Source organism: Frankia umida (assembly GCF_023242945.1).
In the GTDB taxonomy this organism is placed as follows: Bacteria; Actinomycetota; Actinomycetes; order Frankiales; family Frankiaceae; genus Frankia; species Frankia umida.
Map to the genome: position 1 here is coordinate 45,033 of NZ_JALKFT010000005.1, position 19,971 is coordinate 65,003.

Genomic DNA, 19,971 nt, shown 5'->3' on the forward strand with positions numbered 1-19,971 from the left:
TCGTGGTCATCCCCGGGTCGGACGCGGCGGTCGACCCGGGTCCACGGGTGGAGCCGAAGTCGAGCCTGTGGCCGGACGACGGCGCGCGCTGTCCACTCGACAGTGAGAGCCATGAAATTGGCTGCCATGAAATCGACCGGCAGGTTCTCGACGTCACCCGCCGGAACGGAGATCCGCACCGCCGCCCGGCAGGTGTCCGTACCGCTCGTGGGGTTGTGCGCGGTCTTCCTGGCCGCGGGCATTGTGACCGGTGGCGTGAGTTGTCTGCACCGCTCGCCGGTTCGGGCAGAACACAGCCCGGGCACCGCCGCGTGGTGGCCGCACCTGGGCGTGTTCGTCCTGTGTGCGGCCTTTCTCGGCGGATCCTGGCTGCACCGCCGCCGAGTCCGTTCACTCGGCGGCAGGGGGCTGTTTCTGCTGGCGCCATGCGGCCGGCCGGCGGCTCGCCGCGTCCGCCGCACGATCTCCGCCGCGCGTCGCCGGCCGGCCGTGCTCGCCCGGCTCGTTGCCGCGGTGCTTCCGGCAGCTCTGCTGCTGTACCTCAACTGGCGCGTGGGTGAGCAGGTTCTCGGCGGCCTGGACCCGAACTTCACCGTCAACGCCTGGGGCGGTCCGACCTATCTGGGCGCCATGGCCTGCCATTATCTCGACGCGGTGGCGATGGCCATCCCGGCGGTCCGGCTCCTCGACCGACTGCTGCTTCCCGGCGCCCCACCCCGATCCGCCCCGATCTGCCGCGACCGCTGCCTGACCAGCGATGCGACGGCCGCGGGGGCGTAATACGTCGTGTTACGATGATGCTGTGCCCAACATTCGGTTCACGATCTCGACGGCCTCGGACGTCCAGGCCGCGATCAGGGCGCACGCCGAGGCGGCGGGCATGGACGTGTCCGCCTACATGATCGCGGCGGCCGTTGCGCAGATGGCGCGCGACGACGCCGCCGCGGCGACCTTCGCGGCGCTGGACGCACGTAACCGGACAGCCGCCGAGCAGAGCGCCGACGTCCCCGAGGCGGACCTGCCTTCGCTCGACGCCCTGACGGTGGACGAGCAGGCCCTCGTCCACCGGGTGCTGGGCAGCGCGCTCGGATCGGATGCCGCGGGCGTCGCGTGATCGCCCGTACCGTCGTCTACGACGCCGGGATGCTTCTGGCACTTCTGCGGGGCAGCCCCGCGGCGCGGCTGCTCCACCATGGCCTACGCGCAGCGCCGCACCGGCCAGTCGTCATCGGCCCGGTCCTCGCCCAGACGTGGCGACCGGACCCGAAGACGGTCCATGCTTTCAGTCGGTATCTGACGGACTGCACCGTGCCGCAGACTCGGGAGGCCGCGCCACCCGTACGCGGCGCGGCGAGCGTCTCCGCTGGTTGCGTCGCCTGCGCCAGGACCTTCACCCTCGACTCGTACAAACGGGCCGGGGCCATGCTCGCCGACGCGAGGCTTCCCACGAAGAAGCGGCCGGACGTCATCGACGCCCTGGTCGTCATCGCGGCCGCTCTGCACGGTCCGGCCCAGATCCTCACCAGCGACCCGGCGGACATAGCTGCCTACACCGCCACACTCGACCGCGCGGACATCGTCGTCGAGTCGATCTGAGTCGCCTCGTCACTCATGCGACGGTCGCTCTGCTCGCCCGTCCGGGCGACCGCATCCTGACCAGCGACCCCGAGGACATCACCCGGCTCGTTCGGGCGGGTGATGTGCCAGCCGCGGTGGTGCGCTGCTGACGGTCCTGCTGGCGCTGAGCGAACTGAGGCGGCGTAGACGTCGTCTGAGGTGGTGTTGTTCGGCGAGGCTGATGGTGGCGGCGATGGCTCGTCGGTAGGTCTCGGCCGCGTCGGCTGTTCTGCCGGCCCGCTCGAGGAGGTGGGCGCGTACGGAGTCGATGCGGGGCAGGCCGGGATGGTCGGCTTCCAGCGTGTCGATCCGGGCGAGGGCGACCTCGACGCCGTCGACCATGGCCTGGGCGACGATGCTGTTGAGGGTGACCGTGGGGTTCTGGTGGCCGGTGACGATCCCAAGCAGCCGGTAGAGCGCGAGGATCTCGTCCCAGTCGGTGGCCGTGAGGTCGGGGGCTTCGGCATGCAGCGCCGCGATGCAGGCCTGGAGCAGGTAGGGGCTGGGTTCGGCACCCCGGGCGGTCTGTTCGACGAGTGTGATCCCTTCGCTGATCAGCTCCTGGTCCCACCGTGACCGATCCTGCTCAAGGAACGAGGCTGGGCCGACGCGTGCGCTGGGCCTGATGCCGCGCGCCTGAGGTGGCGAGGGTCGCGGGCGCTCAGCGCAACCGCGGCGTGAGGTCGTCGTTCTTCGAGGGCCCGAAGGTGGCCCGAAGGAGGCCCGAAGGAGGAACCGCGCGTCGTCGTCTTCACCACGGAGGGGCGAATGCTCGAACGGCTCGTGCCAGGAATTTCCCACGACCACCACGCCGGGCGCCCGGGGTGCGGTCGGCTACGGTGATGTCGTGGGACTGCACCTGAGTCAGATCGACGAGGCCGACGAACTGCTGACCAGCGACCCGTTGGAGCTGCTGATCGGGATGGTGCTGGACCAGCCAGTACCGGAACCATGGAGTGGGGACGTCCGAGACCGGGGGACGACCGGGTGAGTCTCTAGTCGCCGCCTGGCGGTATGACCCCGTCATCGGCGGCGAGCCGGCAGGATGTCAGAAATCCAAACATGCCCGTACCGTCCTTGTGTCGGAAGAAGTCCACCATCTCGGTGTTGAACTCGTGGCGGCGTGCGGCCGGGACACTGATGGCATCCATCCCCTGGGACATGAGGTGACCATTCATCATGTAGCGGGCGGTGCGCTTGTTGCCGTCGTAGTAGAACTGCTGAAGCGAGCCGAAGAGAAAATAGGCGATCGCCTGCTCGAACTCGGCGTCGATCTCGGCGGACAGGAATTCCAGCCCCCGCGAGAGGACGCGACGCAGGTTCTCGCCGCCGCGCTCGGTAGCGGGTGGCAGGTAGCGACCATGCTGTCCGAGGCTGACGCCGGGGGTGAGAGTCTCCTTGCCCTCGCCGCGGAAGTGGCCCGACTCCAGTGCCTCGTCCCGGGCGAGCAGGAACTGGAGCCTGTCGGAGATCTCTTTGGAGAGCCGGAACTCGCCTGTCCTGACGAGCCGGGCGAGCTCGTTCGCCGCTTCGGCGAGGTTCAGGATCTGACGTTCGTCGCTGATCTTCCGCCCGCCAACGGTGATCCCGTCCAGGAGTGTCTGGACTTCGGGGTAGGTGAACGGGTTGCCCTCGAGCACCGCCGCGTCCCACACGTACTCCGGCAGTGACTGATGAAACCGCCAGACGGTGCGCTCGACGGAGAACCGTGGAATGTCCCGCCGTACAGCGGATCGGTCCCAGGCGAACCCCATCGCATCCAGCATCGCCTCGCTCGTTGCCATGATCGCACCTCCTCGGGGCCGCGCGCGACCGCACGTGCCGCCGGCCGGGTCTGTGATCCAACGATACGGGGACCGCAGCAGGCCAGGTCGGGGACGGTACCGGCAGAGTCGCGTGTTCGACCGACTTGTTGATCAAGTGATGCGGGCGGGCTCCCCGCCCGGACTGGCTGCGCGTCGGCCACCGGGCACGCTCACGAGGTCGTGGCGCAGTGGCGTGGTCACGAAACGGGGGACCAAGGCGACGGTCTGGCCCAGCGCGACGAGTTGTAGCAGTTCGTTGGGGCTGCGTGCTTCGGGACCGGTGGATGGTCCTCGCTGCGGGTGCACGTTCTCGTCGTGAAGGTCGGCCATGCGCAGGCTCGTCCGCACGGCGAACGGGGGCGTAGCTGGTAGCACAGCCATGAGGGGTTCGGTCAGCAGCGGCTCGGTGTCGAGCCCGCTCAGGTCATCGGCCAGGCTGTAGACCAGTGCGGCGTCGGCGCGGCCGTCGCGCAGCAGCCGACCCCGGTCCGTTTGAAAGATCACCCGCACTGGCAGCGAGCATGGCTCGCATTCGCAGGCGGCGAGGATCGCCGGGAGCAGGCCGGCGTCCCCACCCGCCTTCATCGCCAGGACCAGGTGCGGATCATCGGCGCCCGCCCGCCGGGTACGCCGGGCCGCGGCATCGACCGCGTCCAGGGAGTGGCGCGCCTCGCGGGCCAGCAGCACCTGCCCTGCCGCATCCGGGCACCGTCAGTACGAGGCTGAGAGGCCGAGCGGTTCGGAGGGCTGTACATGGCACAGCAGGGACTGGCCAGCTTCCTGCGGCGCGAGGAGGTGCTGACCACCGGGCACGAGGCTTCGGCGAGATCGCCGTCGCGCGGCTGCGCGCCGCGGCGGATCGCTATCCGTACGACCCGGCGTTCGCGGCGTTGCTCGCGGACCTGCGAGTGGGCAGCGCGGAGTCCACCGCGATCCGGGACACCCATCCGGTGCGTGCCCCCGGCCACCGGACCAGGACGATGTTCCACCCGCGGGCAGGCCCGCTACACGTCCACTGCGACGTGCTCGTCGTCCCGGCGGAACAGGTACCAGCGAGCCCGGCGAATCCGCTCGACAGCTGTGAGGCAGCCGGTGCTTCTGCGTCCTGGCGGTCGGAGAAGCCGTGCATCATTGATTTGCCCCATGGCTGGGCTCAACGGCACGGCGGCCCGGTAGTTTCGGTTCTGGCGAGGTACTCAGCCGTGCGTGGACAGCGGTGGGTGGGCAACGGCGATACTGCCGAGAAAGTTCAGCGCCTGCGCCGCGGGACTTCCCGCGGCTGCTGTGTAGACGACCATGAGGTGACGAGCGGGGCCAGGAACGCGGAAGGTCTGGTAGTCGAGGGAGACCTCGCCCACCGCGGGGTGGCGGAAACGTTTGCGGCCGTGCGTCTTCTCGTGCACGTGATGCCTGGCCCACAACGCGCGGAAGGTGTCGCTGCTCAGCGACAGTTCACCGATCAGGCGCACGAGCCGCGGGTCGTGGGGTTGGCGGCCGGCGGCCATACGAAGGATGCCGACCGTGGTGCGGGCGGCATCGTCCCAGTCGGGATGGACCTGCCTCGCGTCGGGGGCGAGGAAGATCTGGCGGGCCATGTTCCGCTCGTTCGGCGGCAGCCGGGGAAAGTCGGCGATCAGGGCCGCGGCCAGGTCGTTCCACGCCAGAACGTCACTCCGGTCGTTCATGATCACGGCAGGGGTGAGGACTGCTTCGACGACCTGCCGCAGGACGGCGGCACGCGGTGGCGCGCCCTGCTCGCAGGCATCGGCCGTCGGCACGGGGCGACGAGGCGGTCGGGCCAGGTCGTACAGATGAGTGCGTTCGGCGGGTCCCAGCCGCAGTGCCCTGCTGAGCGCGTCGAGGACCTCGTCGGAGGGGCGCCTGGCACGGCCCTGCTCGAGGCGTACGTAGTAGTCGGTGCTGAGGCCGACGAGCTCGGCGACCTCATCGCGGCGCAGCCCCGGCACCCGGCGGGTGCCGGTCCCGGGCAGGCCGACGTCCGCCGGGGTCACCTGCCCCCGCCGGAGACGGAGATACTCCCCCAGGGAATCGGCGATCATGAAGGTTGCGGCCATGTACTCAATGATGTGGCCGGGACGACGGTCGCGGTGGCCGACAGGGTGGCCCCGGTAGTCCCAGGGAACGGCTGTCTCTTCAACGTCCCGCGGTGGCCGTAAAACGATCGGGACATGTCCCAGCGTTCTCGTCCTGGATCTCGATCGGATCCTCATCCGCCCACCGCGGTGGCACCGAGCATCGGGGCCGCCGGGCCCGAGGCGCGCCAGCGAGCCGCCGATCATGGCGGCGGCTACCGGCTCACGGTGGCCGCGGTCGGACTCGCCAGTCTGATGCTGCCGTTCCTCGTGTCCGGGGCCGCCGTCGCGCTGCCGGACATGGCCGCCGACCTGGACGCCTCGGTCGGCTCCGCGCAGTGGATGCTGAACGGCTTCAACATCGCGTTCGCGGCCCTGCCCCTGGCCGCCGGCGGACTGGCGGACCGCCTCGGTCGACGTCGTGTGCTGCTGGCCGGTATCGCCCTGGTCGGCGCCACCTCACTGCTGGTCGGGTTGGCGCCGTCGGTCGTCGCGGTCGACGTGGGACGGGTGATCCAGGGGTGCGGCGCCGCGGCCGTGCTGGCCGCGGGGGCGGCGGTGCTGGCCGATTCGACCTCCGGCCGGCGTCGGCAGGTCGCCTTCGGGGTCCTCGGCACATGTTTCGGCGCGGGTCTGGCGATCGGGCCACTCGCCGCCGGGGCGCTCGTTGGCGCGGCCGGCTGGCGGTCGGTGTTCCTGCTGGTCGCGGCGGTGTCCGTGCCCGTCTGGATGTGCGCGCTGCGCTGCGCGGAGTCCCGCGACCCCGGGCCGTCGAGCCTGGACCTGATGGGCCTGGCCCTGTTCACGGGCGGGCTGTCCTGTCTGTCGCTCGTCTTCGTCCAGGCCACCACCGCCGGCTGGGCCACGCCGGGCACTCTGCTTCCACTCGCCGCGGCCATGGCGTTGCTCCCGCTGTTCGTGCTGGTAGAGCTGCGCCGTGCTGACCGCGCGATGTTCGACGTCCGGCTGTTTCGTCGACCTGCCTTCGTGGCCGTGGTCTGCCAGCCGTTCACCGTCACCCTCGGCTTCGTCATTCTGTTGATCTACCTGCCCGCCTATCTGCAGGGTGTTGGTTCCCGTACCGGTCTGGCGAGCGGTTTGCTTCTGCTGCCCATGACCACACCCGTCCTGGTCCTGCCACTGGCCGCCAGCCACCTGGCCGCGCGTACCTCCATCCGGACGGTCCTGACCAGCGCTTCCCTGCTCATCGCCCTGGGCGCCCTCCTGATGGTCACGCTTCGCGGCGACGCGTCCTGGTGGACGTTGGCCGTACCGCTGGTGCCCTTCGGGGCAGGGGTGGGGCTGGCGTTCGGGGTTATGGACAACGCCGCTGTCAGCGCCGTCCCGGTGCGCAGTGCCGGGGCGGCCGCGGGCATGTTCAACACGATGCGCGTGACCGGTGAATCCTTGGCCGTGTCGGCTGCGGCAGCCCTGCTCACCACGCTGTCCGCGGCCCGGTTGCGGGAGACCGGCATACCCGCGCACACCGCGAGGTCTCTGGCGGGCCAGGCGGTTCACGGCCAGGTGAGCGCACCGAATCACGGCGCCGTGGCCGCCGGCTTCACCGATGCCTTCCACACCCTCGGTCTCATCCTGGCCGCCCTGTCCGTCGCCGGTGCCGGACTCACCTGCCTGGCGCTCACCCCCCGCGGCGAGGTACCGCCGCCCCACTCCGGCTTCCAGGAAGCCGACGACGGCCATGCGATGTCGGACGTACGCCGTGGTTCTTCGGCGTAGGTGGCGTGTTTCTCCTACCGAGAGTAGGGCGACGGTGATGCGATGTCCTTCTCGCCGACTGCCCAGCCCGTTCCGCCCTGGAACTGATCTCGGGAACCTGGACGGTTGTCGTCCTGATCGCCATGTGCGACGACGCTCAGCGCCACTCGGACCTGCTTGAGCGGATCGGCGGGATCAGCCGAAAGACGCTGACGCAGTCGCTGCGGGCCTGCGTGCGGGCGAGGCTGGCCGACCCGGGTGACAACAGGCATCGACCTCGTTCCGGACCTGATCACATATCATCGTCCCAGACGACCGACCGGTCGGTCGGTCAACGGGAGGTCCGATGCCCTTCGTAGCGACGCGTGCCGGGCGGGTGTTCTACGAGCAGCGTGGATCCGGCCGGCCGATCGTGATGCTGCCCGCGACACTGCACGATCACCGGGACTTCGACCCGGTGGCGGCGCGGTTCGCGTCGCGGTATCGCACCATCGCGGTGGACTGGCCTGGTCACGGTCGGTCGGACGAGCCTGACCCGGCTCAGCGCGTCAGCGCCTCCCTGCTCGCCGGGGTTCTCGCCGACCTCGTCGACGACCTCGACCTCGGCCCGGCCGTTCTCGTCGGCAACTCGGTGGGGGGATACGCGGCGTCCCGGCTCGCCCTGGACCGACCGGCCGCTGTCGCAGGGCTCGTGCTCGTCAACGCGGGTGGGTTCAGCCGGCAGACCGTACTCAGCCGCACCGCCTGTGCGTTGCTTGGACGACCAGCGGTAACCCGACGCGTCCTGCCCCACCTGGTACGGGCCTACCTGCGGCCGGTGAACGACCACGACCGGGCGGTCGCCGAGCGGGTGCGGGCCCGGGCCCGCACCGTCGAGGGCGCCCGGACCGCCGCCGCACTGTGGCACAGCTTCACCACACCCGCGTTCGATCTGCGCGCGGACGGCCCCCGTCTCACCGTCCCCACCCTGCTGACCTGGGGAACCCGGGATGTTCTCCTACCGCTGAAAGCCGGTCGGCAGACCCACGCCGTACTGCCAGGAGCGCGGTTCCACCCCTTCGCTACCGGACACGTCGTGTTCGCCTCGGACCCCGACGGATTCACCGCACTCGTCGAGCCGTTCCTCGACACCGTGTTCCAGACATCACCACCCGACCCTCGCCCGCCGACGGCATCGTTGCCACAAGGCCCCGCCGGCCCCAGGGATCTGTCCTGATGCCGTCCCGGCAGGAACGTGCGGCGCTCACCCGCGAACATCTCGTTGACACCGGCCTGGCGCTGGCGGAGGAAACCGGCCTGGCCGGCATGAGCGTCAATCTCATCGTGGAAGCGGCCGGCGTCGCGAAAGGAACGTTCTTTCACCATTTCGAGGGCCGGGCGACCTTCCTGGCCGCGCTCCACCGAGAGTTTCACGACCAGCTGTTCACCGCGATCACACGATCCGTGGCCGGGACCCCCCACGGACGCGACCGGCTACTCGCCGCGACCGAGGCCTACCTCGACCACTGCCTACGCCACCGCGGAATCCGCGCGCTGTTGCTCGAAGCCCGAGCCGAACCACTCGTCGCCGACGCGATCGCCGAACGAAACCGCCAGGCCTGCCGATTTCTCACCCCTGACTTCGCCGCCATGGGCTGGCCGCACCCCGCCGACGGTGCCGCCCTCTGGAACGGCCTTGTCGTCGAAGCGGCCCTGCTGGAACTCGCCCGTCGATCCCGGCGTCCCACCACCAGAGAAACCCTCGCCCACTTCCTCACCCGGTGACACGGGCCTCGTTCCGGCACCGGAGACCTACCGCATCGGCTACGTCGTAGGCCTGGGTGGACCAGCACCAGGTCCCGGCCGGGCGGTGTCGGTGATCGCCTGCAGCTCGCGGAGCCGTGGGCGACGCAGAGCTGGTGAGTGGCGTCGGTGTAGCTGTCGTACGCGGCCCAGGCGTCGTGGACCACGACCCCGCAGCAGGATGTCACGGGTGCGCGCCGGACAGGCGGCGTAGACGTCGTCTGAGGTGGTGTTGTTCGGCGAGGCTGATGGTGGCGGCGATGGCTCGTCGGTAGGTCTCGGCCGCGTCGGCTGTTCTGCCGGCCCGCTCGAGGAGGTGGGCGCGTACGGAGTCGATGCGGGGCAGGCCGGGATGGTCGGCTTCCAGCGTGTCGATCCGGGCGAGGGCGACCTCGACGCCGTCGACCATGGCCTGGGCGACGATGCTGTTGAGGGTGACCGTGGGGTTCTGGTGGCCGGTGACGATCCCAAGCAGCCGGTAGAGCGCGAGGATCTCGTCCCAGTCGGTGGCCGTGAGGTCGGGGGCTTCGGCATGCAGCGCCGCGATGCAGGCCTGGAGCAGGTAGGGGCTGGGTTCGGCACCCCGGGCGGTCTGTTCGACGAGTGTGATCCCTTCGCTGATCAGCTCCTGGTCCCACCGTGACCGATCCTGCTCGTCGAACGACGTCAGGTGGCCGTCCTGCGCCACCCGGGCTGGGTGGCGGGCCTCGGTGAGCAGCATCAGCGCGAGAAGACCGGCGGTCTCGACGGACTCGGGGACGCTGCTACGAAGGAGTCGGGCCAGGCGAATCGCCTCGGTGGCGAGATCCGCGTCGCGGGGAGGCGCTCCGGCAGTCGTGTGGTGCGCTTCGGTGAACATCACGTAGAGCACGTCGAGTACGGCGGTGACGTCCTCGCCCGTCTGCCCGGGCGGAGGCAGCGGCCGGCCGAGCTCACTGACGCGGCGTTTGGCCCGGGTGATCCGTTGGGCGATGGTGCGCTCGGGGAGCTGGTAGACGTTGGCGATCTGGGCGGTGGTCAGCCCGGCGACCGCCCGCAGGGTCAGCGCCACCTGCCCGGAGCGTGGCAGGTCGGGGTGGCAGCACAACTGGAGGACCAGCAGCGAGTCGTCCCGGTGCACGGCCTGCGGCGGCACCGGAGCCTGCAGTGACGCGGCGCGCGCCTCACGGTGGCGGCGCCGGGCGTCACTGCGGGCACGGTCGGCATAGCGGCGGCGGGCGGTGGCGATCAGCCAGCCCAGCGGGTCGTCCGGAAACCGCGCCGGCCACTGCTGGTACGCCTGCAGGAGCGCCTCCTGGACGGCGTCCTCGCACAGGTCGAACTGGGCGCTGCCATGGCTGCGCAGCAGCCGGGCGAGGGCCTGTCGCGCGAGGTCGCGCCACTGGCCCCCGCCGAGGGGCTCACCTGGGATCATCCCTCGCCCAGATCGGCGAACATCACCGGCCGAAGCTCGAGCGCGAGGCCGGGAATGTGGGCATCGGGGATCTGCAGGGCCAGCTCCACCGCCCGGGCCTCGTCCTCGACATCCAGGAGGTAGAAGCCGCCCATGAACTCCTTGCTCTCGACGAACGGTCCGTCGGTCACCTCGGGCTGCCCCCCGGAGCTGCGAACGACCTTCGACTGGCCGGGGTCGGCGAGGGCCTGGGTCGCGACGAACTCACCGCGCTCCTTGACCGCGGCGATGAACGCGCCGTGTCCCTTCCGGATCTGCGCCTGCTGGTCGTCGGTGAGCTGCTCCAGCACGGTCGGGTCCACCTGCATGATGATCAGATACTTCACGGTCTCCTCCTCGGTGGAGCGGCCACCCGTGTGGCGGCTCACCAGGTGGTCGTCGCCGACATGGCTGCCGCGACAGTACGCAGCCGAAATTCTTCGCCGCCGTTTGTCGCGCGGGGCGCGCCGGTGACGACCACCTGCCAGGCGGCCGCGACGGGCGGGTGCCCATGCTCAGGGAGACAGGCCATGACGCAGCGGGTTCGGGTTCACTGCTTCAACGTCACCAGGGACGGTTTCGGGGCGGGTGAGGATCAGAGCCTGGAACGCCCGTTCGGCGAGGCGGACCCCGGTGCCCTGTTCGCCTGGGCCGGCGCGACGGCCAGCTGGGTCCGCCGCACCGACCCGGGCGGCACCCGAGGGCTCGACGACTACATCGTCCGCGACTTCACCCGCAACATCGGCGCGGAGATCATGGGGCGGAACAAGTTCGGTCCGACCCGTGGCCCCTGGCCGGACCACGAGTGGCAGGGCTGGTGGGGCGACGAGCCTCCCTTCCACACGCCGGTCTTCGTGCTCACACATCACGTGCGGCCGTCGTTCACCCTGAGCGACACGACGTTCCACTTCCTCGACACGACGCCGCACGAGGCGCTGGAGCAGGCGAAGTCCGCCGCGGCCGGCCGGGACGTGCGGATCGGCGGTGGCGTCACGACCATCCGCGAGTTCCTCGACGCGGACCTGATCGACGAGATGCACATCGCCGTCGCTCCGAGCGAACTCGGCAGTGGTCTGCGCCTCTGGGACAGCCCGGACGAGCTGACCGACCGATTCCACCTGGAGCGCGTGCCAAGGCCGAGCGGTGTCGTGCACCATTTCTTCTGGCGGCGATAGGCACTGGCGACGGCGGACGACGATCCGTTGATTGGGCCAGGGTCTGTGCGCAGCACGACCCGGCCATGACTGCCGCGGGTCGCGACTATGCGCGTCCCGTTGGCATGGTCTCCGATGTGGTTACCAGGCTACTGGGCCGTTGGCGTCGATGAAGGTTCCTGACTCCGCGTCGGCGGGCAGCGTCGCGGCCGTGACCACGATCTGCGCCGCTTCGTCGGCGGTCAGCGGCGCCTGTTGTCTGCTGATCGGTGTCAGATCCGTCTGAACGAAGCCGGGGCACACTGACGTGACCTTGATCGGAGTGCTCTTCAGGCTTTTCGCCAGCTCGACGGAGATGCTGTTCAGCGCGGCTTTCGAGCTTCGGTACGCCGGCAGGAGCATCGAGTAGTACGGCGAAAGAGGGTTGTTCTGATCGGTGAGCGACCCCATGGTCGACGAGACGTTGACGATCCGACCGGCGACGCTCTTGTGTAGCAGCGGCAGAAAAATCTCCGTCACGGTGACCGGCCCAAACGTATTGGTCTCGAACGTTTGGCGGAAGATGCTCGTGTCGGCGAACGCGTGCTCCACGATGTCCGTCGACTCGGGCAAAATGCCCGCATTGTTTACCAGCGCGTCGAGTCGGCAGTAACGTTCCCGGATGATCTCCGCGGCGGCTCGCACACTCGGCGGGCTGGTGACATCGAGCTCGACCCAGTCCACGGTGAGCCCCTCCTCTTCCAGGGTATCAACGGCTTTGCGTGCGGCGGCCTCGGCACGTGCGCCGATGATGACGACGGCACCGGACCGAGCCAGGGCCTTGGCCGTCGAAAATCCCAGGCCACGATTTCCGCCGGTGACGAGAACAATTTTCGACATTCTTCTGCAAGCTCCTGTCCGTATGGTTCCTCTGTAGTATGGCCGTTGCGACGGTGAAATTCTGGCGAGATTCCGACGTCACGTTCGCGGTTGCCCGGCAGGGGGCCGGGGCGTGGTGGTCAAGACACTCGCCGGCCCCCACCGGCGGTTGCTGTCTCGCCGCGGTCGGACCAAGCGCCGCAACCCTGGTGACGTGGGACTGCATCTGAACCAGATAGCCGAGGCGGACGAGCCGCTGACGAACGACCCGCTGGCGTTGTTGATCGGGATGGTGCTGGACCAGCCCGTACCGGAACCATGGAGTGGGGACGTCCGCGGTCGGGGAGTCTCTGGTCGCCGCCTGGCGGTATGACTCCGTCGTCGGCGGCAAGCCGGTGCGACATGTGCCCTGGATCAGATGGTGACGATGTCGACGAGGTCTTCGAGGCCGGTGAGGTCGGCGGCGTTGCGGGTGTAGATGCTGGCGTCGTGGGCGTGTGCGGTGGCCGCGATCAGCAGGTCCATCGTCCGGGCTGGTGGTTGGCGTCCGATCTCGACGACGCGGGCGGCGAGCCGCCCATAGCTGTCGGCGACGGCTTCGTCGAGAGGTAGGGGATCGAATCGTCGTTGCAGTGCGCTGAGACGGGCGAGGCGGTTCGCGCGGGTCTCGGAGGTCCTGGCAACCAGGACGCCGAAGTGGAGCTCGGCGATGCTGATGACGCTGATCGCGAGTTCACCGGGGATGGGCGCGACGTCGGTGGCGACCAGAACACTGGTGTCGAGGATGCCGCGACTCATCGGCCTTCCCAGGGGTCCGTGAAGGTGCCGTCGACAAGATCGCGGTCGCTGGGCCAGTCCGTGTCGGCCGGGAGCAGGAAGATATCGGCGAGGTCGTCCCAGCGCCGCCATCTGTGCGGGGCCACCGGACCGAGAACAGCTGCCGGTCGACCGGTGACAGTGATGGTCAGGTGCTCGCCATCTTGGGCGCGCCGCACCAGCTCACTGGCGTTCTGCCGCATCTCGCGAAGCCCTATCTCGACCACCTGTCCAGAGTAGCACTTGTGTTACAAGCTGGCGTGGAGGTGGCCGGAGGTCCCGGGCGGATCGTTGTCCCGGTACGGGCGCCGGCGTCGTTGGCGGATGCGTTCAGGGCTCGCGCGGCCGCCGAGCACATCCCGACGTCGGCTCTGGTTCGTCGCATCCCGTCCCGCGCTGCGTTAGAGCAGCACACCCGCTGGCGGCGTGATGGTTCTGCGGGCGAGTACTGCTTCGGTGAAGATTGCGGGTGGCTGGTAGTGGTGTTCCTCGATGTAGTGGAACACCAGGTTCGGTGCGAGCAGCAGTTCTCCGCCGGCGGCGACCACGCCGATCTCGGCGCTGCCGAGCCGTACTTCTTCGTCGCCGCGGCGGACGACGCAGATGGCGGCTGGCCTGGTGGCGTGCGGTAGCAGGCAGTTGTGGAAGCTCCGGACGCGGATGATGGAGCGGTGGGCGCAGAGGTAGAAGAGGGCGTCGAGGAAGGCGTCGTCGGGGAGTGTGGTCGGGAATTCGTGTTCGGGCGCCAGCCGGCCGACCGCGAGCGCTGCAGCTCCGGGCGGCGGCCAGCCAAAGTTCCTCGAAATCATTTCAAGATTCGGGTATGTAGCGAGATCCTGCTGGTAGGGCATCGGACGGCCTTTCGTGTTCCGCAGCAGAGAGACCACAAAGACATTGCTGCCGTGGTGCTAGAACGGCACACCCGCTGGCGGCGTGATGGTTCTGCGGGCGAGTACTGCTTCGGTGAAGATTGCGGGTGGCTGGTAGTGGTGTTCCTCGATGTAGTGGAACACCAGGTTCGGTGCGAGCAGCAGTTCTCCGCCGGCGGCGACCACGCCGATCTCGGCGCTGCCGAGCCGTACTTCTTCGTCGCCGCGGCGGACGACGCAGATGGCGGCTGGCCTGGTGGCGTGCGGTAGCAGGCAGTTGTGGAAGCCCCGGGTGCGGATGATGGAGCGGTGGGCGCAGAGGTAGAAGAGGGCGTCGAGGAAGGCGTCGTCGGGGAGCGCGGTCGGGAAGTCGTGCTCGGGCGCCAGCCAGCCGACGGTGAGCGCCGGAGTTCCGGGCGGCGGCCAGCCCTTGACCCTGGACATCGCTTCGAGATACGGGTGTGTAGTGAGATCCTGCTGGTAGGGCATCGGACGGCCTTTCGCGTCGTTTTCTCTGGCGTCCCTGGCGGACGGTGCTCGCCTCTCCCCGTTGGTACGCTACCTACCATCCCTGGACGACTCGGCAGGCGGCCCAGTGCCAGTCCCCCATGTTGGGCTCCAGGAGCTCGGAGAGCCGTGTCGGTCTGTTCACGGTTCTGGAGGTGGGGGCTATGTGAAGGTCGGACCCTGGTATAAGCGAATAATCGGGAATGCTGCTGCCAGCAGGGTAGGTGAACTTTTCGTAAGAGTTCGGACCCAGCCACTCGAAAATTTTCATGGTCGCGACATCATTTGTCTCAATGGCATATCCGAGGTCATCGGTTATTGGCATACCATGCCGGATGTACATTGTCAGGCTGGTGCCTTCGGGGATGGTGACGGTCGAGGCGTCGCCGGGTCGGATCTGCCCATGGCCAGCGAACACGGGGCGTGGGGGTGCAGGGAGTGAATCAATACCTCCTGTGGCCGGCGGGAGGGCGTGGCTGGTCTCGGGAGCACCCTGTGTGAGGGGCGCCCGGCGGGCGAAGGCGCGGCCACCGGCGCCGGCCAGTCCGCCCGTGCCGCTGCTGATGGCCAGCTCGGTGAGGTTGATGTGGCCGGGGTGGGCGAGTTGTTGGGCAGCGAGGTCCTCGGCACTGCCGGCGGCCGCGCCCGCCTCGGCGGCGACGAGGTAGGAAGGACCGGTGGCGAGCAGACGGCTGGTGGCCTGGCCGACACCGCCGCCGACCGCTCCGGCGATGCCACCGATGGCCACGGCGCGGGGATCGAAGTGGCCGGTGACCAGGCCGATGCCGCCGGAGGTGGCGGCTCCGATGAGAATGCCGGCGCCGATGGCCTGGCCGCCGGGTACGAAACACAGGCCGACGCCGGCGGCGACGACCCCCACGGCGGCCAGAGAACCCCAGGGGTCCTCCCTGATGTTCGTCCAGGCCTTCTCGAAGAGGCCGGCGCGTTGTTGGGAGAGATAGTCCTGGTACTGGCTGTCGGTGAGCGGGCGCTGACCGGTGGGATCGAGAAGGCCGACCGGGTTGTTCCAGGCGTACTGATACGGGTTGGCGGCGCCGGGAAGGCCGGGCACGTGCACAAGCGGGTCCACCGACAGGAACGAGCGGGTAGCCGGGTCCAGGACGCGTTCGCGTTGCCAGACGAGACCGTTCACCGCGAGCTCGCCCCGAAACCCGATCGTCGCGCTGCGCTCGGTGGCCGGATCGGCGGCTGGCGTGGCTTCACCCCAGGGGTCGTGGGGACCCTGAGCGCCAGGCGCCTGTGTCTCCGGCGTGACCCAACGGTCGCCGAGCCGGCGGGTGTGGCCCGGTCCGGCGAGGGAGTCCCACAGGACGGGGGTGTCGCCCACGGCGATGGGAGCACCGCTGGCATCGGTGACGAGCCGGGTTGGGCTGGCGCCGGTGCGGTGCACAGCGTCCAGACGCCCGAGGTCATCCCAGTCGTAGGTGACGGTGCGGCCGTCACTGCGCCGTTCGGTGCGGCGGCGGCCGGCGGCGTCGTAGCCGTAGACGGTACGGATCGGTGTTCCGCCATCGGCGGTGTCGAGGGTCTCGGTCAGCTGGCCGGCGGCGTCGTAGCGGGCCTGTCTGCTCCGGGCCGTCGCCGTGTCACCAGCCCGAGACCGTTCCTCGGCGATCAGGCGTCCGCCGAGGTCCCAGCGGTAGCGGTGGTGGCCCCAGGGGCCGTCAGCCTGGACGAGCTGACCGGCCGCGTCGTAGCCAAAGTGAACCGGTTGGCCCGCCACGGTGGTGCGGACGATCCGGCCGTCGGCATCGCGTTCCCCGGCCTGGGTGGCCGCGCTCCGGGAAGGGACACGCAGCCGGCCCCGGTCCGGGTCGAGGACGGCATCAAGGTCGCCGTCGGCGTCGTGGTGGTAGCGCAGGCTGGGCGCGCCGGGGACTCCCACGGCGGTGATACGGCCGTCAGGATCGTGGTCCCAGACGATGGTTCCGGCGGCGGTGGTGCGACGGGCCAGCCGGCCGGCGGGGTCGTAGCGCAGCTGGACATCACGGCCGCCGTCCTCGCGGGCACTGAGCAGACGGCCGGCGGGGTCGTAACCGTGGGTGATCCGCGGGGTGTCGGCCGCAAGCGGTCCGCGGCCGGTGATCCGTCCGGCCCGGTCCCGCCAGGTGTGTGTGCCCGAGCCATCCGGATGCTGGACGGTTCGGGTCAGGCCGTCGGCGTCGCGGCTGGTGATGGTGGTTCGGCCCAGGGGATCACTACGGGTCGCCAGCCGGCCGACGGCGTCATAGCCGAAGCGTGTGGTGCCACCGAGCGGATCGGTCCAGGACGCCAGCCGTCCGCGCTGGTCGTAGTGGTAGGAGCTGACGGCACCGAGGGGATCGGTGATCTCGGTCAGCGCCCCGCGGGCGTCATAGCGGTAGCGGTAGGTGGCGCCGCCGGCCAGGGTGAGCCGGGCCGGCAGGCCCAGCGGGGTGTTCTCGGCTACCACGCGGCCGCCGGACGGGCCGGTGATCGCCGAGACGGCGCCCAGCCGGTCGTACTCCCAGCGCATGGTGCGCCCGTCCGGGCGGATGAGGGCGCTCAGCCGGCCAGCCATGTCCCACTGGTAGCGCTCGGTGGCACCGGAGGGCAGGCGCGTCTCGGCGAGCCGCCCGGCCCGGTCGTAGCCGTAGGTGATCGTCCGCCCGGACGGGGTGGTGACAGCGGCCTGGCGTCCGCCCGGCGTCCAGACGTAGGTGGTCTGGTTGCCGGCGGGATCAGTGATCCTGACGGGCCGCCCGGCCGGATCATGGTCGTGCTGGGTGCGTGCGCCGGTGGGATCGGTCTGGCTGATGAGCCGTCCCACGCGGTCGTAGGCCCGCTGCCAGATCTGACCGTCGGGCCCGATGATCGCGACCAGGCGACCGCGTCCGTCGTGCTCATGGCGCCAACCGGCGCCGGCCGCGCTGATACCGGTGGTCTGGCGGCCGTCGGCGTCGTAGCCGCGCCGTAAGGTCGCGCCGGCCGGATCGGTGACGGCGACCAGACGGCTCAGGCCGTCATAGGCGAAGGAGAAGGCGTTCCCATCCGGTGCCACGACCTGGCTGGTGTTGCCGAACCGGTCGTAGTCGAAGCGCACGGTCGAACCGAGCGGATCGGCCACCTCGCTGACCCGGCCCGACGGCCCATGGGTCGACCGCCACCGGCCCCCGGCCGCATCCACATAGGTCTCGGGACGGCCGGCCGGGGTGTGACCGAACTGGCGCGTCAACCCGGCGAAGCGCTCCAGGATCACCCGGCCGGCGGCGTCGGTCTCCCAGTCACGAGCCTGCCCGTCCGGGCCGGTCATCCCGACCAGCCGCCCGGCTCGGTCGTAGCGGAAGGTCGTCTGACCCCCGCCGCGGGTCCAGATGCGGATGGGCTGGCCGTCGTCGTCCCAACGCAGATGACAGGCCACGCCGTCCGGATCGACGATGCAGGTCGGCAGGTCGTCGGCGTTGACCGTCAGGCGGGTGACGCCACCGGCGGGATCGACGATCTCGGTCGGGGTGCGTAACGCGGCGGCGTAGGTCCAGCGGGTCTCGTGCCCGCCTGCGTCGGTGTGCACCAGCAACCGACCGGCGGCGTCCCAGGTGAAGGCTTCCTCGAAGTCCTCGGGGCCCGTCCGCCGGATGAGGTTGCCGGCGCTGTCATAGCCCAGGGACCAGCGCGCACCAGAACGTTCCCGAACGCCGACCAGCCGGCCGGCCGCGTCGAAACTCCGGTGCATCGCGTGGTCGGCATCATCAATGACGGCCGTGAGCCGGCCAGCCTGGTCATGCTGGTAGCCGTTGATCGCGCCGCCCGATTCGTCGCGGACGATCGTGCGGTAACCGCCCGAGTAGCTGAACCGTGTCAGCCGCCCCTCGGGGGAGCGCTGGCTGATGACCCGGCCTGCCTCGTCATAGTGGGTCTGGACCAGCTCGACACCGTCGGCATCCACGATCCCGAGCAGCAGGCCGGCCTGCGCCCGGTAGGTTCGCGGGCCGCCTGGCCCGCCGCTGGCCTCGATCAGGTTCGCCGCATCGTCATAGCGGTAGTGCACCGACCGGCCGTCGCTGGTGCGGACCCCGACGACGAGTTCCCGGCTGGTGTCCCAGTCGAGTGTCAGATACCGGCCCGAGCGAGGTTCCGACATTCGGACGAGCCGCTTGTTCTCCCAGTCGAGCACACAGGCGCGGGGACCGGATTCGATTCGGACCGGCCGGCCCGCGGGGTCGTACCACCAGCTCTCTTCGGAGGCCTGCCCGGCGTCACGCACAAAACGGAAGCCTCCGGCCGCCGCTGCGTAAGCCGTCGGTCCGCGGGTCGGTGCCGTTGGCTGGCCAGGTTCAGCTTCGGGTTCGAGTTCGGGTTCGGCGGCGGGCGCGATCCCGTTGGAGCTTCCTCCTGCCAAACCGGAAGGGGCGGCGGCCACGGTATGGAGGATGGCGCCCAGCAGTGGCATCGGAGAGGGATGGCCCGCGGTCGGGCGCCTCACCACGGATTGCGCGCCGTCCGGCGACCGCCACCGCACGACGTCCGCCGTGAGGTCGAGGGCGGCGTCGGCCCAGCAGCTCCAGCCAAGACCAAGCGCACCGCGGTCGGCCAGGGCTCGTGAGTTGTAGGTACGCTGCCACCCCAGGACGGCCGCTCTCCCCGGCATCGGCAGGTCCAGCTCGGACTCGACGAGGTTGCCGTTGGCCGTGCACACCGGGTCCTCGGCGAAACCGCTGTCCAACGGACGGCCCCGGATCTCCGGGGCATCCACCGTCAGTTCTGTTGCGGGCAGGGCGCCCACGCCAGCCTTGATCAGCGCGGCGGCAATCGTGGTATCGCTGGTCGTGACTATTCCGGCCGCTGTTCCTGAGGAACCGCGGTCCGCCGCGACAAAGGCCCCCCGGACACTGTCGACGAACCGCTCGCGCTCCTGTGCGTCGGTCAGGTGGGTGGACAGCTTCGCCCACAGGTCCGGATGGCTCAACGTGTACTGCGAACCGATCCCCGACAGCACCGAGTCGTAGAGGCTCTGCACGGAGGAGGCCGCGCCTGACAACTCGGTCCGTGCCGCCGCGGCGTCGGTGACGAATGTCTGCAGGTCGTCCGGGTCAGCCGCGCTGGTGGTCACCCGTCAGCCAGCAGAGCAGCAAGGAACGAGAAGGCACCTCAGGCAACGTGTCACCGCTATGCCTCCAACGGCTCAGGCCAGACTGATCACCGACCATCGTGGTCGACCCGTAACAGCGGTCCATTTCGTACCACAACTGGTTATTCGCCGCAAAAGGCCAGGTGGGAAGCTTGTGGAGATGATTTTCTCGAGGCTGGGGTACCGCCGGCTGGTACCAGGAGGGCGATCCCCGT

The 19,971-nt window shown here is 69.7% G+C and carries 20 protein-coding genes and 3 pseudogenes; 11 read left to right on the plus strand and 12 right to left on the minus strand.

The features are described from left to right. Nucleotides 1–126 precede the first annotated feature (126 nt). Genes MXD59_RS06765 through MXD59_RS06775 form a run of 3 tightly spaced genes read left to right on the plus strand, consistent with a single transcriptional unit; the run spans nt 127 to nt 1,596 of the window. Nucleotides 127–780 carry a hypothetical protein gene (locus MXD59_RS06765; RefSeq protein WP_248823922.1) on the plus strand — a complete coding sequence of 218 codons (654 nt, stop codon included), beginning with the start codon at nt 127–129 and terminating at the stop codon, nt 778–780. A 22-nt stretch (nt 781–802) separates the two neighbouring features. Next, nucleotides 803–1,114: a hypothetical protein gene (locus MXD59_RS06770; protein WP_248823923.1), complete on the plus strand. Its 312-nt coding sequence runs from the start codon at nt 803–805 to the stop codon at nt 1,112–1,114. Beyond that, nucleotides 1,111–1,596 carry a hypothetical protein gene (locus tag MXD59_RS06775; protein ID WP_248823924.1) on the plus strand — a complete coding sequence of 162 codons (486 nt, stop codon included), beginning with the start codon at nt 1,111–1,113 and terminating at the stop codon, nt 1,594–1,596. The genes MXD59_RS06770 and MXD59_RS06775 overlap by 4 nt, the downstream gene beginning before the upstream one ends. Nucleotides 1,597–1,674: 78 nt before the next feature. On the opposite strand, the gene MXD59_RS06780 is transcribed toward MXD59_RS06775, so the two are convergent. Further along, complete coding sequence (locus MXD59_RS06780; protein ID WP_248823925.1) at nt 1,675–2,418, minus strand: RNA polymerase sigma factor; 744 nt, start codon at nt 2,416–2,418, stop codon at nt 1,675–1,677. A 46-nt stretch (nt 2,419–2,464) separates the two neighbouring features. Here MXD59_RS06780 and MXD59_RS06785 point away from each other — a divergent pair. Then, a pseudogene (locus MXD59_RS06785) lies at nt 2,465–2,563 on the plus strand (HhH-GPD-type base excision DNA repair protein); the annotation flags it as partial. A 49-nt stretch (nt 2,564–2,612) separates the two neighbouring features. On the opposite strand, the gene MXD59_RS06790 reads toward MXD59_RS06785, so the two are convergent. Beyond that, entirely contained in the window at nt 2,613–3,401 is a 789-nt protein-coding gene (locus tag MXD59_RS06790) for a Fic family protein (protein WP_248823926.1), read from the minus strand. A gap of 132 nt (nt 3,402–3,533) precedes the next feature. Further along, entirely contained in the window at nt 3,534–4,109 is a 576-nt protein-coding gene (locus MXD59_RS06795) for a LysR substrate-binding domain-containing protein (protein ID WP_248823927.1), read from the minus strand. 140 nt (nt 4,110–4,249) lie between these two features. Between MXD59_RS06795 and MXD59_RS27285 the strand changes: the two are divergent. Then, nucleotides 4,250–4,453 (plus strand): annotated as a pseudogene (locus MXD59_RS27285) (MmyB family transcriptional regulator); the annotation flags it as partial. A gap of 165 nt (nt 4,454–4,618) precedes the next feature. Here the strand turns inward: MXD59_RS27285 and MXD59_RS06800 are convergent. After that, nucleotides 4,619–5,497, minus strand: a complete 879-nt coding sequence (locus MXD59_RS06800; RefSeq protein WP_248823928.1) for a helix-turn-helix transcriptional regulator — start codon at nt 5,495–5,497, stop codon at nt 4,619–4,621. Nucleotides 5,498–5,611: 114 nt separating this feature from the next. On the opposite strand from MXD59_RS06800, the gene MXD59_RS06805 reads away from it, so the two are divergent. The 4 genes from MXD59_RS06805 to MXD59_RS06820 all read left to right on the plus strand — a co-directional run bounded on the left by MXD59_RS06805 (nt 5,612) and on the right by MXD59_RS06820 (nt 8,995). Continuing rightward, a complete protein-coding gene (locus MXD59_RS06805; protein ID WP_248823929.1) occupies nt 5,612–7,252 on the plus strand; it encodes an MFS transporter in 1,641 nt (546 codons plus the stop codon). Nucleotides 7,253–7,338: 86 nt separating this feature from the next. After that, the gene (locus tag MXD59_RS06810; RefSeq protein WP_308301667.1) at nt 7,339–7,590 is read left to right on the plus strand and encodes a winged helix-turn-helix transcriptional regulator; all 252 of its coding nucleotides are present in this window, start codon (nt 7,339–7,341) and stop codon (nt 7,588–7,590) included. Then, nucleotides 7,578–8,447 (plus strand): alpha/beta fold hydrolase, encoded by an 870-nt coding sequence (locus tag MXD59_RS06815; protein WP_248823931.1) that lies wholly within the window; start codon nt 7,578–7,580, stop codon nt 8,445–8,447. Before MXD59_RS06810 ends, MXD59_RS06815 begins: the two co-directional genes overlap by 13 nt. Further along, nucleotides 8,447–8,995: a TetR/AcrR family transcriptional regulator gene (locus MXD59_RS06820; protein ID WP_248823932.1), complete on the plus strand. Its 549-nt coding sequence runs from the start codon at nt 8,447–8,449 to the stop codon at nt 8,993–8,995. Before MXD59_RS06815 ends, MXD59_RS06820 begins: the two co-directional genes overlap by 1 nt. A 202-nt stretch (nt 8,996–9,197) precedes the next feature. On the opposite strand, the gene MXD59_RS06830 is transcribed toward MXD59_RS06820, so the two are convergent. Then, entirely contained in the window at nt 9,198–10,427 is a 1,230-nt protein-coding gene (locus tag MXD59_RS06830; protein ID WP_248823933.1) for an RNA polymerase sigma factor, read from the minus strand. Continuing rightward, nucleotides 10,424–10,834: a YciI family protein gene (locus MXD59_RS06835; RefSeq protein WP_248823934.1), complete on the minus strand. Its 411-nt coding sequence runs from the start codon at nt 10,832–10,834 to the stop codon at nt 10,424–10,426. The genes MXD59_RS06830 and MXD59_RS06835 overlap by 4 nt, the downstream gene beginning before the upstream one ends. Nucleotides 10,835–10,975: 141 nt before the next feature. On the opposite strand from MXD59_RS06835, the gene MXD59_RS06840 reads away from it, so the two are divergent. Then, nucleotides 10,976–11,620 carry a dihydrofolate reductase family protein gene (locus tag MXD59_RS06840; protein WP_248823935.1) on the plus strand — a complete coding sequence of 215 codons (645 nt, stop codon included), beginning with the start codon at nt 10,976–10,978 and terminating at the stop codon, nt 11,618–11,620. A 120-nt stretch (nt 11,621–11,740) separates the two neighbouring features. Here the strand turns inward: MXD59_RS06840 and MXD59_RS06845 are convergent, their stop codons facing one another. Continuing rightward, the gene (locus MXD59_RS06845) at nt 11,741–12,478 is read right to left on the minus strand and encodes an SDR family NAD(P)-dependent oxidoreductase (RefSeq protein ID WP_248823936.1); all 738 of its coding nucleotides are present in this window, start codon (nt 12,476–12,478) and stop codon (nt 11,741–11,743) included. Nucleotides 12,479–12,671: 193 nt separating this feature from the next. Between MXD59_RS06845 and MXD59_RS26895 the strand changes: the two are divergent. Beyond that, nucleotides 12,672–12,770 (plus strand): annotated as a pseudogene (locus tag MXD59_RS26895) (HhH-GPD-type base excision DNA repair protein); the annotation flags it as partial. Between the two features lie 101 nt (nt 12,771–12,871). On the opposite strand, the gene MXD59_RS06855 reads toward MXD59_RS26895, so the two are convergent. The 5 genes from MXD59_RS06855 to MXD59_RS06875 all read right to left on the minus strand — a co-directional run bounded on the left by MXD59_RS06855 (nt 12,872) and on the right by MXD59_RS06875 (nt 19,738). After that, nucleotides 12,872–13,255: a type II toxin-antitoxin system VapC family toxin gene (locus tag MXD59_RS06855; RefSeq protein ID WP_248812230.1), complete on the minus strand. Its 384-nt coding sequence runs from the start codon at nt 13,253–13,255 to the stop codon at nt 12,872–12,874. Then, nucleotides 13,252–13,500 carry a type II toxin-antitoxin system Phd/YefM family antitoxin gene (locus MXD59_RS06860; RefSeq protein ID WP_308222699.1) on the minus strand — a complete coding sequence of 83 codons (249 nt, stop codon included), beginning with the start codon at nt 13,498–13,500 and terminating at the stop codon, nt 13,252–13,254. The genes MXD59_RS06855 and MXD59_RS06860 overlap by 4 nt, the downstream gene beginning before the upstream one ends. A 174-nt stretch (nt 13,501–13,674) precedes the next feature. Beyond that, entirely contained in the window at nt 13,675–14,124 is a 450-nt protein-coding gene (locus tag MXD59_RS06865; RefSeq protein ID WP_248823937.1) for a DUF7919 family protein, read from the minus strand. A 57-nt stretch (nt 14,125–14,181) separates the two neighbouring features. Beyond that, nucleotides 14,182–14,631 (minus strand): DUF7919 family protein, encoded by a 450-nt coding sequence (locus tag MXD59_RS06870; RefSeq protein WP_248823938.1) that lies wholly within the window; start codon nt 14,629–14,631, stop codon nt 14,182–14,184. 73 nt (nt 14,632–14,704) lie between these two features. Next, nucleotides 14,705–19,738 (minus strand): putative adhesin, encoded by a 5,034-nt coding sequence (locus MXD59_RS06875; protein WP_248823939.1) that lies wholly within the window; start codon nt 19,736–19,738, stop codon nt 14,705–14,707. Nucleotides 19,739–19,971 lie beyond the last annotated feature (233 nt).